This is a genomic window from Streptomyces sp. NPDC048516, from assembly GCF_043199875.1.
In the GTDB taxonomy this organism is placed as follows: Bacteria; Actinomycetota; Actinomycetes; order Streptomycetales; family Streptomycetaceae; genus Streptomyces.
Map to the genome: position 1 here is coordinate 504,513 of NZ_JBICWS010000001.1, position 17,087 is coordinate 521,599.

Annotated in this window: 13 protein-coding genes; 10 read left to right on the plus strand and 3 right to left on the minus strand. The window is 71.5% G+C overall.

Annotated elements, in window-relative coordinates:
- The first annotated feature begins 304 nt into the window (after nucleotides 1-304).
- Nucleotides 305-2,389, plus strand: coding sequence for a SpoIIE family protein phosphatase (locus ACGFR7_RS02325; protein WP_393312027.1), 2,085 nt, complete (start codon nucleotides 305-307; stop codon nucleotides 2,387-2,389).
- A gap of 315 nt (nucleotides 2,390-2,704) precedes the next feature.
- Nucleotides 2,705-4,162, plus strand: a complete 1,458-nt coding sequence (locus ACGFR7_RS02330) for an APC family permease (protein ID WP_393312029.1) — start codon at nucleotides 2,705-2,707, stop codon at nucleotides 4,160-4,162.
- 57 nt (nucleotides 4,163-4,219) lie between these two features.
- On the opposite strand, the gene ACGFR7_RS02335 is transcribed toward ACGFR7_RS02330, so the two are convergent.
- On the minus strand, nucleotides 4,220-4,558 hold the full coding sequence (locus ACGFR7_RS02335; RefSeq protein ID WP_393312031.1) for a hypothetical protein: 339 nt from the start codon (nucleotides 4,556-4,558) through the stop codon (nucleotides 4,220-4,222).
- Nucleotides 4,559-5,006: 448 nt separating this feature from the next.
- Here ACGFR7_RS02335 and ACGFR7_RS02340 point away from each other — a divergent pair, with 448 nt between their 5' ends.
- From ACGFR7_RS02340 to ACGFR7_RS02370, 7 genes are all read left to right on the plus strand, one after another.
- Nucleotides 5,007-7,736, plus strand: coding sequence for a SpoIIE family protein phosphatase (locus ACGFR7_RS02340; protein ID WP_393312033.1), 2,730 nt, complete (start codon nucleotides 5,007-5,009; stop codon nucleotides 7,734-7,736).
- Between the two features lie 53 nt (nucleotides 7,737-7,789).
- Complete coding sequence (locus ACGFR7_RS02345; RefSeq protein ID WP_393312035.1) at nucleotides 7,790-8,185, plus strand: SHOCT domain-containing protein; 396 nt, start codon at nucleotides 7,790-7,792, stop codon at nucleotides 8,183-8,185.
- A gap of 147 nt (nucleotides 8,186-8,332) precedes the next feature.
- Complete coding sequence (locus ACGFR7_RS02350) at nucleotides 8,333-9,157, plus strand: DeoR/GlpR family DNA-binding transcription regulator (protein WP_393312037.1); 825 nt, start codon at nucleotides 8,333-8,335, stop codon at nucleotides 9,155-9,157.
- A gap of 113 nt (nucleotides 9,158-9,270) precedes the next feature.
- Nucleotides 9,271-10,581: a four-carbon acid sugar kinase family protein gene (locus ACGFR7_RS02355; RefSeq protein WP_393312039.1), complete on the plus strand. Its 1,311-nt coding sequence runs from the start codon at nucleotides 9,271-9,273 to the stop codon at nucleotides 10,579-10,581.
- 37 nt (nucleotides 10,582-10,618) lie between these two features.
- On the plus strand, nucleotides 10,619-11,710 hold the full coding sequence (pdxA, locus tag ACGFR7_RS02360) for a 4-hydroxythreonine-4-phosphate dehydrogenase PdxA (RefSeq protein ID WP_393312640.1): 1,092 nt from the start codon (nucleotides 10,619-10,621) through the stop codon (nucleotides 11,708-11,710).
- A complete protein-coding gene (locus ACGFR7_RS02365; protein ID WP_393312041.1) occupies nucleotides 11,707-13,029 on the plus strand; it encodes an MFS transporter in 1,323 nt (440 codons plus the stop codon). Before pdxA ends, ACGFR7_RS02365 begins: the two co-directional genes overlap by 4 nt.
- Nucleotides 13,030-13,430: 401 nt before the next feature.
- Nucleotides 13,431-13,649 (plus strand): hypothetical protein, encoded by a 219-nt coding sequence (locus ACGFR7_RS02370; RefSeq protein ID WP_392374603.1) that lies wholly within the window; start codon nucleotides 13,431-13,433, stop codon nucleotides 13,647-13,649.
- A 167-nt stretch (nucleotides 13,650-13,816) separates the two neighbouring features.
- On the opposite strand, the gene ACGFR7_RS02375 is transcribed toward ACGFR7_RS02370, so the two are convergent.
- Nucleotides 13,817-14,149, minus strand: coding sequence for a hypothetical protein (locus ACGFR7_RS02375; protein WP_393312044.1), 333 nt, complete (start codon nucleotides 14,147-14,149; stop codon nucleotides 13,817-13,819).
- Nucleotides 14,150-14,426: 277 nt separating this feature from the next.
- On the opposite strand from ACGFR7_RS02375, the gene ACGFR7_RS02380 reads away from it, so the two are divergent.
- On the plus strand, nucleotides 14,427-15,683 hold the full coding sequence (locus tag ACGFR7_RS02380; protein ID WP_393312046.1) for a cytochrome P450: 1,257 nt from the start codon (nucleotides 14,427-14,429) through the stop codon (nucleotides 15,681-15,683).
- Between the two features lie 14 nt (nucleotides 15,684-15,697).
- Here the strand turns inward: ACGFR7_RS02380 and ACGFR7_RS02385 are convergent, their stop codons facing one another.
- Nucleotides 15,698-16,897: an MFS transporter gene (locus ACGFR7_RS02385; RefSeq protein WP_393312048.1), complete on the minus strand. Its 1,200-nt coding sequence runs from the start codon at nucleotides 16,895-16,897 to the stop codon at nucleotides 15,698-15,700.
- Between the last annotated feature and the right edge of the window lie 190 nt (nucleotides 16,898-17,087).

Sequence of the window (17,087 nt, forward strand, 5' to 3'; positions counted from 1 at the left end):
TCCCTTGGCGGGCGCACGGGGGCGCCCGCCGTGCGCTGCCCGGCCACCGCTCCACGGGCCCGCTTCGCAAGCGCGTCCGGAATCATCGCACTGAATATCGTCAACACGGTCGCCCACCTGGGAACTGCGACGGATAATGCTCGCTCGCGCACGGGTCGCCGATGCCCTGCGGATCTCGCTCTCCCTGCGGGTCCGTCCCGTGTCGAGAGATGATGGAGAGCAACGGAAGCACAGCGAGAACCGGCCGATGTACGGAGAGCGCCACGGCTGTCGGTCCGCGATGACCGGCGGAAGGAGTGCCTGGATGGGTGCGACCGACGCGTTCCCCGAGGGTGCTGCCCCGGTCGGGGCCACACCGGGGCAGCCCGGCGGCTTGCTGGACGTGCTGGGCGTGGCCGCCGTGATGCTGGATGCGGACGGGCGGATCACCCTGTGGAGCCCCCAGGCCGAGCAGCTTTTCGGCTGGAGCGCGAAGGAAGCGCTCGGCCGGCCCGCGGCGCAGCTGCTGGTCGGACCGGAGGACTTCGATCTGGTCCTGGGTCTCTTCTCCCGGGTCATGGCGGGCGGCGAAAGCTGGGCAGGGGTCTTCCCGGTCCAGCACAAGGACGGCAGCACCCGGCTCGTGGAGTTCCGCAATATGCGGCTGCTGGACGAGCGCGGTGAGTCCTACGCCCTGGGCATCGCCACCGACCAGGCCGTGCTGCGGCGGGTCGAGCGGGATCTGGCGCTGTCGGTACGCCTCGTCGCCCAGTCACCGATCGGCCTGGCGGTCCTGGACACCGCGCTGCGCTTCGTCATGGTCAATCCGGCGCTGGAACGCATCAACGACCTGCCCGCCGACCAGCACATCGGTCACGAGGTGCAAGAGGCCCTGTCCTTTCTGGACACCGGCACCATCGTGTCCCAGATGCGCGAGGTGCTCGACACCGGGACCCCGCTGCTCGACCAGTTCACCGTCGGCCGCACCGCCGCCGATCCCCACGCCGACCGGGCCTGGTCGGTGTCGTACTACCGGCTGGAGGACGCCCACGGCCGGGTGCTGGGGCTGGCCACATCGGTCGTGGACGTCACCGAGCAGCACCGCGCCGCCACCGAGGCCGCCAGCGCCCGCAGGCGGCTGGCCGTCATCGCCGATGCCTCCGCCACCGTCGGCACCACCCTCGACGTCGACCAGACCGCCCATGAACTGGCCGACGTCATCGTGCCCGAGCTGGCGGACCTGGCCGCGGTCGACGTCCTCGACGCCGTGCTCGACGGCCGGCGCCCGACCTCGCTCTCCCGTGGCGGCCCGGCCCGCTTCCGGGCGCTCGCCGTGGCCACGGCCTACAACACCGAGGCGGTCCGCGCCGCCGACCCCACCGGCCAGATCGCCTCCTATGAGGCCGACCGGCTGATCACCCGCTGTGTGACCGAGGCCCGTCCGGTGCGCATTCCCCACGTCGGCCCGGACGATCTGCCGCACATCGCCCCGGACCAGCAGGGCGCCGCCCTCCTGGGCAAGGCAGGGCTGCACTCCTACCTCGCGGTACCGCTCATCGCCCGTGGTGAGGTCCTGGGCGCGCTGTCGCTGTACCGCGTCCGTAACCCGGAGCCCTTCGACGAGGACGATGCGGTGCTCGCGGTCGAGCTGGCCGCCCGGGCCGCGGTCTGCATCGACAACGCCCGCTCGTACCAGAGCGAACGCCGCACCGCGCTCACCCTCCAGCGCCATCTGATGAACCACCGGCCGCCGCAGCCCACGGCCATGGAGATCGCCTACCGCTACCAGCCCGCCCAGGCGGCCAGTGAGGTCGGCGGCGACTGGTTCGACGCCATCCCGGTGACCGGCGACAAGACCGCGCTGGTGGTCGGCGACGTCATGGGCAGTGGCATCAACGCCGCCGCCACCATGGGCCAGTTGCGCACCACCACCCGCGCGCTGGCCGATCTCGACCTCGATCCGGCCGAAGTGCTCCGCCACCTCGATCACATCGCCGGCGGACTCGATCCGGCCTTCGCCACCTGCCTGTACGCCGTCTACGATCCGCACCGTGCCCTGTGCCGGATCGCCGTGGCCGGGCATCTGCCGCCCATCGTGGTGCGCCCGGACCGGCCGCCCGAGCTGCTGGATCTGCCCACCGGTGCGCCGCTCGGCGTCGGGGGCGTCCCCTTCGAGCAGACCACGGTTCCGCTCCGCGACGGCGACCTGCTGGTGCTCTACACCGACGGGCTGATCGAGACCCGGGACCAGCCCATAGACGCGCGGCTGAACACCCTCCTGGAACTGCTGGCGGAGTCCGAGCGGGATCTGGAGGGCCTGTGCGACCGTCTCCTCGCCGCACTGCGCGACGAGCACGACCACGACGATGTCGCGCTGCTCATCGCCCGGGTGCACGCGCTCGGGGAGTGACCGCACGGCAGCGGGTTTCGGTGGAACCACGACGGATTCGGCGGTGGTCCGCGCGATGTCGCACCGTCCTTCCCGGCGCGGAATCCGCTTGTCTTCCGTGGATACATCGTGGATAAGCGCCTCGATGGCCTTGATGAGCTTCGGATTTCGTTGTCCGAAGGCCTTAACAAGACCTTGACGTGAGTCGTCGGCAGGGGTTTTATTCGGTCACCAAAGCGAGAACTGAGGATGTCCGGGTTCGGATCGCTTTGCGGTGTTCTTCCGCCAAGACGCCACCCCTCCTGCCGCCAGCACCGATGGGATACGGATACCGATATGCCCTACACGCCTGTTGCCTCCGCAGCTCCTGAGCGGGACACCCGCAGTGCGACGGTGAAAGACGCCTCCGGCGCCCCCCAGCTCACCAGGTCGATCGGTGTGGTCGGCGGCACCCTGCTCACGCTGTCCTGTCTGACCCCGGCATCCTCGCTCTTCGTGATCGTGCCGGACTCGTTCGCCACCCTGGGCACGGGCACCGCACTGACCATCGCCGTCGCGGCACTGCTGTGCATCGGGGTGGCCTTCACCTACTCCGAGCTCGGCACGCTGATACCGAGCTCCGGTGGCGAGTACGCGATGGTGGGCACGCTCATGGGCCGCCTCGCCGGGTGGCTGGTTTTCGTGCTCTCGCTGATCGTCGTCATGATCGTGCCGCCCATCATCGCCCTGGGCACCGCCGACTATCTGGCACCGATCATCCATCTGGATCCGCAGTACACCGCCGCCGCCGTGATGCTGCTGGCCACCGCCATGGGCCTGCTCGATCTGCGTGCCAACGCCTGGATCACCGGCATCTTCCTGGTGCTGGAGGTCGTCGCCTGCGCGGTGGTCGCCTTCCTCGGCTTCACCCACACCCAGCGGTCCGCGTCCGTGCTCGTGCACCCCGTGATCGACGCCGGACACGGTCACAGCACCGCCGTCACCGCGGGTCTCATCGTGGCCGGGCTGGCCACCGCGCTCTTCATCCTGCAGGGCTTCTCCACCGCCGTGTACCTCGCCGAGGAGATGGAGAACCCCCGTCGCAACGTCTCCCGCACGGTGCTGTGGACCCTCGGCATCGGCGTGGCCGTGGTGCTGGTCCCGGTGGTCGCGATCACCCTCGGCGCCCCCGACCTGAAGACCCTCGGGGCCGGTGACGTCGCCGGCATGGTGCAGAACTGGAGCAACTCGGGCGTCGGTACGTTCGTCAGCCTCTGCATCGCCCTGGCGATCATCAACGCGGCGATCGTGATGGTGATCCAGAACTCCCGTGTGGTGTTCTCCTCGGCGCGTGACGCGGCCTGGCCGACGGCCGTCAACCGCGTCTTCTCGCACGTCGGCCGGCGCTTCGGCTCCCCCTGGGCGGCCACCCTCGCGGTGGGCGTCCCCGGCGCGGCCCTGTGCTTCGTCAACCTCGACACCCTGAGCGAGGTCACCGGCGTGGCCGTGGCCGCGATGTACGTCTTCGTCGCGCTGGGCGCCCTGGTCTCGCGCCGCGGGGAGCACAAGCACCGGTTGGCCTGGCGGATGCCGCTGTGGCCCGTGGTCCCGGCGCTGCTGATCGTGGTGCTGGCCTGGGTGCTCTGCCAGCAGAGCACGACGAGCCTGGTCATCACCGGCCTCATCGTGGCCGTCGCCGCGCTGTACTGGGTGTGCTACCTGCGCCCGCGCCAGGAGACGCACTGGGTGATCGCGGTCCCCGAGGACGAGCAGGCTCCGGCAAAGGCGCCGTCCGCGGCCTCGCTGCCTGCGTAGGGGCTCCGAGCCCCACAACCGCCCGCCCGGGTCCGTACTCGGGCGGGCCTTCGCTTTTTACTGAGCGGTGGGCCGGGAGAGCGCGAGCGCGTCCAGCAGAAGGCATACATGGTCGACGGCGTCCCGTCCGGCCGGTCCCTCGGCCGCCGGTCCCTCGTCGAGCAGCCCTGCGGTCTCCCGCAGCAGCTTCAGCAGCCGCTCGTCCGCGTCGGCCGCCGTTTCCGCGTGCGCCACGGCGGACCGGATCTGCTCGCCCGTGAGCGGCTGACCGGTTTCGAGGAAGCGGTACAACGCCACGGCGGCTCGCCGGTCGGCGTCGTTCGGCTTCCACAGTCCGAGCGCGTGGTGGTCGATGAGCGCGGCCGCCTCGGCTCGGATCTCCTCGGGAACATGCATGCCCACGAACGTCTCATACCGCCTCGGCGGGCCGGATGGCGTCGCGGGGGCCCCGCTGCCGCCCGCCGGCCGCCTCCCTTTCCCTGGCGAGCGGGGCTGACCAGGCACGTTGTGTCCGCGCCCGGCTCACCCGACCGGCAGACGCCGGTCGGACAAGCGGCCGGTCCTGTGGGAAGAGTTACATGAAGCATGCACGCTCTGGGCGATTTGTTCCCTGTGGCGTGGCGCGATGAGGCCGCCGCGTATGTCCCCTTCGTCGAAGAGGTTCGCATATGCGCAGCAGTAAAACCTACCCGAGGGTCTTCCCGCCCTCTGGCGCCCGGCCCCGGATCACGGGACCATCCTCGAACAGCCCGTGAGGCCGCCCGGCGCAGCGCGGGCCCTGACTGCTGCTGCGCTCCGCATCACGCGGCTCGCCCACCGTATGCGGGAGGTGTAGAAAGAGGACATGGCCGGACGCTACGGCCGCCCGCGTTCGGTTCTCAGGATGCGAACTGTCGCAGGTCAGGTCTTTCTCCTGCAGGTGGCGATCGTGGTGTTGCTCGTCGCCGCCGCCATCGCGGCGCTCGTGCTGCAGTCCAGGGCCGACGGAGACCGCGAAGCCCGCAACAGGTCCGTCGCCGTGGCGGAGGCCTTCGCGAATGCGCCGGGCATCGAGGAAGCACTGAAAAGCGCCAATCCGACGCTGGTGCTCCAGCCGCGGACCGAGGCCGCCCGCAAGCGCTCCGAGGTCGACTTCATCGTCGTGATGAACACCCAGGGCATCCGCTACACCCACCCGATCCCCAACCGGATCGGCAAGAAGTTCGTCGGGACACTGCAGCCGGCGCTGTCCGGCGGGGTGGTCACCGAGAAGATCACCGGGACCATCGGGCCCCTCGTCCAGGCCGTGGTGCCGGTCTTCGGCCACAGCGGCAAGGACAAGGGAAAGGTCGTCGGGCTGGTCTCCGCCGGGATCACCGTCAACCGGGTGAGCGGGGTCGTCGACGACCAGTTCCCCCTGCTGTTCGGTGCCGCCGCCGGCGTCCTCCTCCTCACCACCGGCGGTACTGCGCTGGTGAGCCGCCGCCTGCGGCGCCAGACCCATGGCCTGGGCCCCGCCGAGATGACCCGGATGTACGAGCATCACGACGCGGTGCTGCACGCCGTACGCGAGGGCGTGATCATCGTGGCCGGGAACGGCTGTCTGCTGCTCGCCAACGACGAGGCACGCCGCCTGCTCGACCTGCCGCCGGACGTCGAAGGACGCCAGGTCGGCGACCTCGGGCTCGACCCCGTCACCGCCCGCCTGCTGGCCTCCGGCCGGGTCGTCACCGACGAGGTCCACCCGGTCGGCGAGCGGCTGCTGGCGATCAATCAGCGCTCCACGGACCAGGCGGGCGGACCACCGGGCAGCGTGACGACGCTGCGGGACACCACGGAGCTCCGGGCGCTCACCGGCCGGGCCGATGTGGCCCGCGGCCGCCTGAAACTGCTCTACGACGCCGGCACGGAGATCGGCACCACGCTCGATGTGGTGCGCACCTGCGAGGAGCTTGCGGAGTTCGGCGCGACCCGTTTCGCCGATGTCGTCACCGTCGACGTGGCCGAGGACGTGCTGATCGGCGAGGAGCCCACGGCCCCCACCGGCGCGGCCATCGAGATGCGGCGGACGGCCACCAGCGGCGCCCCGGCGGACAGCGGCCTCTACCCCGTCGGCAAGCTGATCCGGTTCGAGCCGGCCACCACGCTCGGCGCCAGCCTCACCAGTGGAAAGGCGGCCCTCGAAGCGGATCTGGCGGCGTTCTCCGGCTGGCACCTGCAAAGTCCCGGCCGGGCCAGGAAGATCGTCGCGCACGGCATCCATTCGAGGATCGCGGTCCCGCTGCGGGCCCGCGGCGTCATCCTCGGGGTGGCGATCTTCTGGCGCTCGCACAAACCGGAACCGTTCGAGGACGAAGAACTCTCCCTCGCCGAGGAGCTGGTCGCCCGCGCCGCGGTCAGCATCGACAACGCCCGCCGTTACACCCGCGAGCACACCATGGCCGTCACCCTGCAACGCAGTCTGCTGCCGCGCGGACTGCCCGAGCAGAACGCCGTGCAAGCCGCCTACCGCTATCTGCCCGCACAGGCCGGGCTCGGCGGGCTCGGCGGCGTCGGGGGCGACTGGTTCGACATCATCCCGCTGCCCGGCGCCCGGGTGGCGCTCGTCGTCGGCGATGTCGTCGGGCACGGACTGCACGCCGCCGCCACGATGGGCCGGCTGCGCACCGCCGTGCACAACTTCGCCAACCTGGACCTGCCGCCCGACGAAATCCTCTGGCACCTCGACGAACTCGTCACCCGTATCGACCAAGACGAGAGCGCCGAGGAGGCCGAGGGCTCGGTCACCGGAGCCACCTGCCTCTACGCGATCTACGACCCGGCGTCCGGGAACTGCACCATGGCGCGCGCCGGGCACGTCCAGCCCATGTTCCTGCTGCCGGACGGCGCCACGGAGGTCGCCGAGGTGCCCGGCGGCCCGCCCCTCGGCCTGGGCGGCCTGCCCTTCGAGACCTGGCAGCGGCAACTGCCCGAGGAGACCCGTCTGGTGCTCTTCACCGACGGGCTCGTCGAGGACCGGGACCGGGATCTCGACGAGGGCATGGCGCTGCTGAGCCGTACGCTGTCCGACCGGCCGGGCCGGACACCGGACGAGACCTGTGAGGCGGTTCTCGGTGCGCTGCTGCCGGAGCGCCCCAGCGATGACATCGCGCTGCTGGTGGCCCGCACACGGGTGCTGGACACCGAGCACGTCGCCGACTGGGACGTGCCGCCCGACCCCTCGGCCGTGGCCCAGATACGGGCCGCCGCGGTCCGGAAGCTGATCGAATGGGGCCTGGCGGAGGAGGCGTTCACCGCCGAGCTGATCCTCAGCGAGCTGGTCACCAACTCCATCCGGTACGCCGCGGGGCCCATCCGCGTACGGCTGATCCGTGACACCTCCCTGATCTGCGAGGTCTCCGACCGCAGCAGCACCTCTCCGCATCTGCGGCAGGCCGCCTCGATGGACGAGGGCGGCCGCGGCCTCTTCCTCGTCGCCCAGCTGGCGGAACGCTGGGGGACCCGCTACACCACCGGCGGCAAGGTGATCTGGACGGAACAGGCGCTCACCGGCCTCGATCTGGTCGCGGAGGAGCCCGACGGCGGGGATGCTTGAGCCGAGGGGGCGGACGAGTCCGGGGGCTCGAGCGAGTGCCTGAGGAGGCCGTGATGGATTACCCGCTGCTCAACGCCTTCTGGACCATGTGCCTGATCTTCCTGTGGGTCCTGTGGCTGATCCTGCTGTTCAGGATCATCGGCGACATCTTCCGCAGCCATGACCTCAACAACTGGGCCAAGACGGGGTGGCTGATCCTGGTGATCGTGCTGCCTTTCCTGGGCGTCTTCATCTATGTCATCGCGCGTGGCCACGGCATGAGTGAACGGGAGGTCGCGCAGGCCGAACGACAGCAAAAGCAACTGCGGGCCTACCTCCGGGACACCGCCGTGACCGGTGACGCGGCGGGCGGGCATGCGGACGCCCTGGCGAAGCTCGCCGATCTGAAGAACCACGGCGACATCACGGAGGAAGAGTTCCAGAAGGCCAAAGCGAAGGTCCTCGCCTGATCACGGCCCGCCCGGCGGGTGGCTCCCACCGGGGCCTCCTCGACCGGCTCCTCGACTGCTAACCTCGAATTGCGCGAAACACGCAACTTCAGGGGCGTCCCGCGCAGGGCGCCCGGCAGGCGACGGCAGGCAGAGGCGGGCAGCGAAGTGACCAGTGGGGAACGCTCGGCCACCCGGCGCCGGCGGGAGCGGATGGTGGAACTCCTCGGCGCCGGCGACATCAGCGTGCACGATCTCGCCGCCGAGTTCGACGTCTCGCTGTCCACCGTCCGCCGGGACCTCGCCACCCTGGCCGCGCTCGGCCGGATCACCCGTACCTACGGCGGCGCGGTCGACCACCGGGCGGTGGAGCGCTCCTGGCACGACAAGGAACGCGAACAGCGGGGCGAGAAGGACGCCATCGCCCGCACCGCCGCCGCGCTGGTCCGCGCCGGCGACGTCGTCCTCCTCGACGCGGGCACCACCGTCGCCCGGCTGGCCCATGAGCTGCGAAACCGCGGCGACCTCACGATCGTCACCAACGGCCTTTCCACGCTCGTCGAGCTGGCGGACGCGGAGGTGGAGGTGGTGGTGCTCGGCGGACGGCTGCGGCGCCCCAACGAGTCGCTGCTGGGCACCCGGACCGACCAGGCGCTGCGCCGGCTCACCCCGGACATCGCCTTCCTCGGCGTCGACGGTCTCGATCCCCGCCGCGGCATCAACTGTCCCGATCCCGAACAGGCCGCGCTCAAGGAGACGATGGCCGAGTGCGCCAGGGCCGCCTGGGTGCTCGCCGACCACTCCAAGCTCGGCGGGGACGGGAGCGGCGTCGGGGGATTCCCCTACTGGGCGGCGATGCCGGCCGGTACGGGCCTGATCTCCGGGGGCGGTGCGCGGGAGCTTGCCGCCTTCACGGACGGGGGATGGTCGGTGTGCGCCGCCGTGGACGGTGGTCAAGCGCCCGTCGAGAGCGCCCGACCGCACACCTCTTGACAGTCCGTCCGGCGAGTCGCCACTCTGAATTGCGTGAACCACGCAATCAATAATGCGTGGTCCGGTCACTTCGGGGTGCACAGACGACCCCGGAGCCGACAGGAGGAGACCTCGTGGCCCAGGTGCTCGTCATCGCGGACGACCTCACCGGCAGCAATGCCACCGGCGCGCTCTATGCACGCCTGGGCCTGCGGGCGGTCACCGTCGGCGCACTCGCCCAAGTGGAGCGCTACGCCGACCGGGTGGACGTCCTCGTCGTCAACACCGCATCGCGGCACCGGCCCCCGGACCGCGCCGCCGCTGCCGTCCGGGCCGCCGCCGGGGCAGCGGGCGCGGCACCCCTGATCGTCAAGCGCGTCGACACCACTCTGCGGGGCAACCCCGGCAGCGAACTCGACGCGCTGGTGGACGTCCTGGCCGCCCGTGAGCCCGCGGTCAGGATCCGGACGCTGGCCGTACCCGCCTTCCCCGACGCCGGCCGGACCACGGTCGGTGGACTGCATCTGGTCGACGGCGTCCCGCTGACCCGTACGCCCGTGGCCCGCGACCCGTTCGACCCCGTCCGGCACTCCCGGGTCGCGGCCGTGCTCGGCGCGCAGAGCAGGCGCAGCACGGGCGAACTCGCCCTGGACGTGGTGGAGCGGGGCCCCGGCGCGGTCGCCGCGGCGCTGCGGGAGAGTCCGGCCGAGATCGTGGTCTGCGACGCCACCGAGAACGCACATCTGCGCACGGTCGCGAGAGCCGCCGCCCGCCTCGCCGTCGAGGACCACACCCGCTGGGTCGCGCTGGACTCCGGCCCGTTCGGCGCCGCCCTCGCCGGTGAACTGGGCCTGCGGCCCGCAGGCGGCGCGCCCGCCCCCATCCTGGCGGTCGTCGGCAGCGTCACCGACCGCACCCGCATCCAGCTCACCCGCACGGAAACCGCACTCGGCGCCCACTGGGCCGACCTCGACCCCGCCGCCCCGGACCCCGGCGCGGTGCTGGTCCGGTTGCGCGCGGCGGCGGAGGAGGGTGCCACGGTGCTCGGCGTCCGGGTGGCCCCCGGCCCACCGGCCCCCGCCACCGGGTCCGCTGCCGGTTCCCCTGCCGGATCCACCCCTCGCGCCGCCGCCCGCATCCTGCGCGCACTCGCCGGGATCGCCCGCCGCGCGGTCATCGAGCTGTGCCCCGGCGGCCTGTACGCCTCCGGCGGCGATGTCGCCGCCGCGGTCACCTCGGCACTGGGCGCCGACGGCTTCGCCATCGAGACCGAGGTACTGCCGCTCGCCATCGCGGGGCATCTGGTGGGCGGCCCTCACGACGGTCTGCTCTTCGCCACGAAGGGCGGCCTGATCGGCGGCCCCGACGCCGCCCGTGACTGCCTGGAACACCTGCGCGCGGCCTGCACCCGGCACACCCTCGGCCCCACCCTGAGCACGGCCTGAACACCGCACCCCGAAAGGCGCTCCCATGACCCAGCCGCTGACCCGGCCTCAGCAGGCGACCGACGACCGGACGGCCGCCACCGGCCCTACCGCCGCCGACGGCCCGCTGCCCCTCCTCGCGGTCACTCTCGGCGATCCCGTCGGGATCGGCCCCGAGATCACCGCCCGCACCCTCGCCGACCCGGCGACCACCGCCCTCGGCCGTGGACTGGCCGTCGGTGACGCCGCCGTCCTGCGCCGCGCCGTAGCCGTCTGCGGACTGGACGTCGAGGTCAACGCGGTCGGCACACCCGGTGAGGCCCGCTTCGAGCCCGGCACCATCGATGTGCTCGACCTCCAGATCGCCCCCGCCGACCTCCCGTGGGGCACGGTCGACGCGGTGGCGGGCCGTTCCGCCGTCGCCGCGATCGAGGCCGCCACCGGCGCCGCGCTGGCCGGCGAGGTCGACGGCATCGTCACCTCACCCATCAACAAGGAGGCGATCTGGGCGGCCGGTTCGCAGCACCTCGGCCACACCGAGATGCTCGGCGAACTCACCGGCGCCGCCCACTTCGACACCATGTTCGTGGTCCGCGGTCTCAAGATCTTCTTCACCACCCGCCATGTCTCGCTGCGCAAGGCGCTCGACCAGATCACCGAGGAGCGGGTGGCCGAGAGCATCCGTCATGCCGCCACCGCACTGCGCGTCTTCGGCCATGACGACCCGAGGCTCGCCGTGGCGGCGATCAACCCGCACGGCGGCGAGGGCGGCCACTTCGGCGACGAGGAGATCACCGTCCTGCGCCCGGCGGTGGAGACGGCGGCCGCCGAGGGGCTGGGCGTCGTGGGCCCGATCCCCGCGGACTCGGTCTTCCACCAGGGCCTCGAAGGCCGCTTCGACGGAGTGCTGTCCCACTTCCACGACCAGGGCCATATCCCCGCCAAGACCGTCGACTTCGACGGCACCGTGTCCGTCACCGTGGGCCTGCCGATCCTGCGCACCTCCGTCGACCACGGCACCGCGTTCGACATCGCCGGCAGCGGCCGCGCCTCGCACGGCACGATGGCCGCTGCCTTCCGTGCCGCCGCCGGCTTCAGCCGCTTCACCGACAGGATCCGCGCCGCCTACGGAACGGCGGTCGCCCAGTGACGGACACCGGCCCGCAGCCGGCCCCGCAGTCGCCGCCCGCGGCGCCCGCGACACCCGAGCCATCCGCGCCGCCCGCCCAGCGCTGGGTCTACGTCATCCCGGTCGCCGCGATCATGTACATGCTGGCGTACCTCGACCGGAACAACGTCTCCGTCATCCTCCCCTACATGCACGGCGAGCTACGGCTGTCCAACGCCGACAAGGGGATGGTCGGCGGCGTCTTCTTCCTCGGCTATGTCTTCCTGCAGATCCCGGCCGCGATTCTCGCCCAGCGCTGGAGCGCCCGTAAGACCGTCCTCCTGCTCATGCTGGCGTGGGGGGTGGCCGCGTCGCTGTCCGGTCTCGTAGAGACCAGGTCACAGTTCTACGTGGCCCGTTTCGTGCTGGGCCTCTTCGAGGGCGGCGTCTGGCCCGCCGTACTCATCCTGCTCGCCTCGTGGTTCCCGCTGCGGGAGCGGGCCCGGGCCAACGCCCTGTGGATGGCCTGTCTGCCGCTCTCCTCCATACTGATGGCGCCGCTGTCGGGGTGGATGCTCGACCAGGGCAGCTGGCGCTGGGTGCTGGTGCTGCAGGGTGTCCCGCCCCTGGTGTGGGCGGTGGTCTGGTGGTTCGCGGTCGCCGACCGGCCCGCGCAGGCCCGGTGGATCTCCCGCGCCGAGGCCGACCACGTGGAGCGTGCGATCGCCGCCGACGAAGCCGCCAAACCGCCGGCGGGCGGCGGCTCGTACCTTGACGCGGTCAAGCAGAAGCCGGTCCTCGTCCTCATCGGCGTCTACTTCTTCTGGATCACCGGCTTCTACGGCTTCAACCTGTGGCTGCCGTCGGTCATCAAAGAGCTGACACACGACGGCTCGTCCACCGAGGTCGGACTGCTCACCGCGATCCCGTTCACCGTGGCACTGGCCGTGATGATCGCCAACGCCGCCTGGTCCGACCGCACGGGCAGACGACGACAGGCGGTGGCCGTCCCGCTCGTGGTGGGCATCGCCGCACTGCTGCTGGGACAGGCCGTGGACGGCGCCCTGCCCCGGATGCTGCTGCTGTGTGTGACGGCTGCCGCGGTCTACGCACCGTACGGACCGTTCTGGGCGATCCCCGGCGAGCTGCTGCGCTTCGAGGTGGTGGCCGTCGCCATGGGGCTGATCAACGCCCTCGGAAACCTCGGCGGATTCGCCGGCCCCTACCTGGTCGGCTGGCTGACCGACGCCACCGGATCCAGCGTGACCGGCTTCGCGGTGCTGTCCGCCTTCCTCGCCGTGGCCGTAGCGCTGGTGGCCCTGGGCCTGCGACCGGGCATACGCCCGGTACGGCGTACCTGACAGGCCTCCAGTGCATATATCCCGTCAGTATTTTGACGGTTAATCGGATTTAAAGCGCACAATTGATGTGACTTTCTCCGCCGCCCGTCATCGCCTCGAACGGGCGATGTCCGTAAGGCAATTCCCGGCGGACCGGACCGCGTCAAGGGGCCGTTCGCCTTCACGGTCGAACGGCCCCCGCTGACGGGGGAACGGGCCCTTTCCGTAAGCGTGTTGGGGGTGCGCGCGGCCTGTGGGGGGAGACCCGTTCGGTGTCGGCCCGGCCGGGTGCGTCCTTCGCGCGGACCGGGAAACGATTACTCCGACTCACGCAATTAACGATGAGCCAGGTTTTGGGAGGTTCTGTGAAGGTGATTCCTGAAAAGGTCGATATACCCCTTTGATCCTCCTGAGGAGCACACATGCGCATCCGCGCCGCGATCGCAGCCAGCGCCCTGGCCACCACTATCGTCATGGGCGGTGCGAGCGCCGCCCTGGCTCACGGCAAGGACCGCCACCACCACAACCACCACGGTCACTACGCCTCCTGCTGGCTCTCCGCGGGCGTGCTCGACCACGTCGGCCCCGTCTTCAGCGAGGGTTGCGAGAACGGCGGCTGGGGCGGCGGCAACCGGCGGTAATCCAGAGCGCTGTCCAGCCGGTGCCGGCCGAGAGGACCAGAGGTCCGCTTCGGTCGGCACCGGCTGTATGTCCGGGCTGCTCGCCGACCCGGAGTCTGTGTCAGCCGGCCACAGGCCAGCAGGTCGGACATGACCGCGAGGGCGGGACGCGGCTGCTCCCGGGCCCCTCAGCAGCGGTCGGCCGAAGGGCCGTTGCCCCGCCGCCTGCGGACGCTCGCGACCAGCCCCGCGCCGGCCAGCAGGGTCAGCCCGGCCATCGTGCCGAAGCCCATGAACACCAGCGGCTTGGTCCCCGTCGCCGCCTCGGCGGGCTTCGCGGGCGGCCTGCCGGCACGGCCCACCGCCGAGGCCGAGGCCGGCCCGGAGGCGGCGCACACCATGACGAACACCGCGACGAGGAGACCGGAGAGGAGAGGGGAGAGGGCAGCGGAGACGAGAGCGACGGGGCGATACCCACGGCTTTGACGGCTCAGCGGGTTTGGGGCGGGTGGTGCGGCCATGCGATTCTCACTTCTCCGCCTCGACGGGGAGGCTGCTGGATCGAGGTTGCCGGATCCCAGCGTTTCCGGCCTCGGCCGGAAGAGCGTGCCGTAGGAGGCAGAAGAGTGAAGGCGACCGCCCATCCGGGTGGTGGCCGGCCCCGCGGCGCATCCCGGGGCTCCCGCCGTTCGCTCAACGAAGCGCTCTGGACGGGCCCGGCGCCGTGCCCTAGCGTCACAAGGCGGCCGGGCCCCACCGCGCGGGTCCGATTCCACCCAGGGAAGCCGAGGACACGTGGTGACCACTCTCCCGCAGCCGCCCGACATCCTGTCACCGGACTTCGCGGCGGACCCCTATCCCGCGTACCGCATCCTGCGTGAGCACTACCCGCTGTTCCACGACAAGGGGACCGGCAGCTATCTGCTCTCGCGGTACGAGGACGTGGCACGGGCCTTCCGCGAGCCGGTGTTCACCTCCGACAACTACGAATGGCAGCTCGAACCGGCGCACGGTGGCCGCACGCTCCCCCAGATGAGCGGCCGTGAGCACGCCGTGCGCCGCGCCCTGGTGGCCCCCGCCTTCCACGGCCGGGAGCTGCGGGAGAAGTTCCTGCCGGTCATCGAGCGCAACGCGCGGGAGCTGATCGACGCGTTCCGCGACGACGCGGAAGCCGATCTGGTGGGACAGTTCGCCACCCGCTTCCCGATCAACGTGATCGTCGACATGCTCGGCCTGGACCGGGCCGACCACGACCGCTTCCACGGCTGGTACGCATCCGTCGTCGGCTTTTTGTCCAACCTGGCCCAGGACCCCGAGACAGCCGCCGCCGGCCGGCGCGCCGGTGAAGAGCTCGCCGCCTACCTGCGGCCGATCCTGCCCGAACGGCGTGCCGCACCCCGGGACGACCTGCTCTCCGGCCTCTGCACCGCGGAGGTCGAGGGCACCCGGATGAACGATCAGGACATCACCTCGTTCGTCAGCCTGCTGCTGGCCGCCGGCGGCGAAACCACGGACAAGGCCCTCGCCGCCCTGTTCCGTAACCTGCTGGCCCACCCCGACCAGTTCGCCGCCTTACGCGCAGACCGGTCGCTCATTCCCGCGGCCTTCGCCGAGACCCTGCGCTACACCCCACCGGTCCAGATGATCATGCGTCAGCCCGCTGCCGAGGTCACCCTCAGCGGTGGCACGGTCCCCGCGGGCGCCACGGTCACCTGTCTCATCGGCTCCGCGAACCGCGATGAGCGCCACTACGCACGGCCCGACGCCTTCGACATCTTCCGCACCGATCTGACCACCGCCACGGCCTTCAGCGCCGCCGCCGATCATGTGGCCTTCGCCCTGGGCCGGCACTTCTGCGTAGGCGCGCTCCTGGCCAGGGCCGAGATCGAGGCCGGCGTCAACCAGTTGCTCGACGCATTCCCCGCCATGGGCTTCGCGGAGGACATCGCGCCCGCCGACGAGGGAGTGTTCACCCGGGGGCCGGCCCGGCTGCGGGTGCGGCTCAGGCCGGGTGAGGGCGCGACAGGGGCTGCCGGAGCTGCCGGTACTGCCTGAGACTGCCGGGCAGTTCAGTTGGCGGCTGGCGGCGGCCGGCGCAGTACGTAGAGGCCGACGGTGACGGCGAGCGCGATGTCGCAGGCGGAGAAGGTCAGGCCCGCGCCGCGCAGGCCGAGCGCCAGCGTGAGCGCTCCGACGCCGACGACCGGCAGGGAGATGCCGAGGTAGGCAACGAGGAAGAAGGCCGAGATGGTGCCGCCCCGGTGCTCGGGCGGTGCTGCGCGGCCCACGGCGGTCAGACCGGCGCGGAACGCCAGGCCCTGGCCCATACCGCCGCACACCGCACCGATGACCAGTAGCGGGAGGGAGGTCACGGCCAGCGAGGTGGCGACGAGTACGAGCCCCACCACCAGCACCAGGCAGCCGCCCGGCAGGGCCCTGCGCACACCGATCCGTTCCGTGAGGGACTGCCCGGCCGTCGACCCCAGGAACACCGTGAAGACGATGAGCCCGGCAACGGCCAGATTGCGGACGCCCAGGGTCTGGCTGACGAAGCTCGGTGCGACCGCGGTGAAGAGCCCCAGGAGGGAGAATCCGGCGAAGGCGGCGACGGCCGAGGGGGTGAAGACGCCCCGCACTTCGGGCGGCAGCCGCAGGCCCTTAGGCCGCAGTTTCCGTGGGCGGTGCGGATGCCCGACGGTCTCCGGCAGCAGCCAGGTCGCCGCGGCCGCCACCGCCACCAGCATCAGGTGCGCCAGGAACGGCAGGGTCAACGGCCACGGTGCGTACTGGGCCAGCAGGCCCGACAGCAACGGGCCGCAGCCGAGACCGCCCATGTTCGCGGCCGTGGCGGCGAACCCCGCCCGCGCTTCCTGGCCCGGCTTCGCGAGTTCCAGCACACACGCCGTGGCCGCGCCGCTGAACAGCCCCGCGGCAAACCCGGACAGCACCCGCCCCAGCAGCAGCATCGGCAGCCCGCCCTCGAAGATGAAGCACAGGGCGCTCGCCGCCGACAGCCCCAGGGCGCAGAACAACACCGGGCGCCGGCCCACCTCGTCGGAGAGATGGCCCGCGAGGAGGAGCACCGTGATCACACCGAGGGCGTACACGGCGAAGACCACGGTCACCATCAGCTCGGAGAATCCCAGCCGCTCGCGATAGAGCCCGTACAACGGGGTGGGAAGTGTCGTCCCGGCCATGCCGATCGCGAACACGCCCGCCGCCACCGGATAGCCGGGCCGCCGGAGGCCGCCCGTGCGATCGCTGATCATGGTCTCCAACGTAGGCTGCCGCCCGCCGTGGCGTCGAGAACCGCGGCAAGACCCGTGGGCCGGGCCGTGGACGGGACACAGTGTGGTGGGGGCGGGGCGGGGGGGGCCCCCCCCGGGGGGGGGGGGGGGGGGGGGGGGGGGGGGGGGGGGGGGGGGGGGGTGTGGGTGGGGGTGCCCTTTAGGGTGGCGG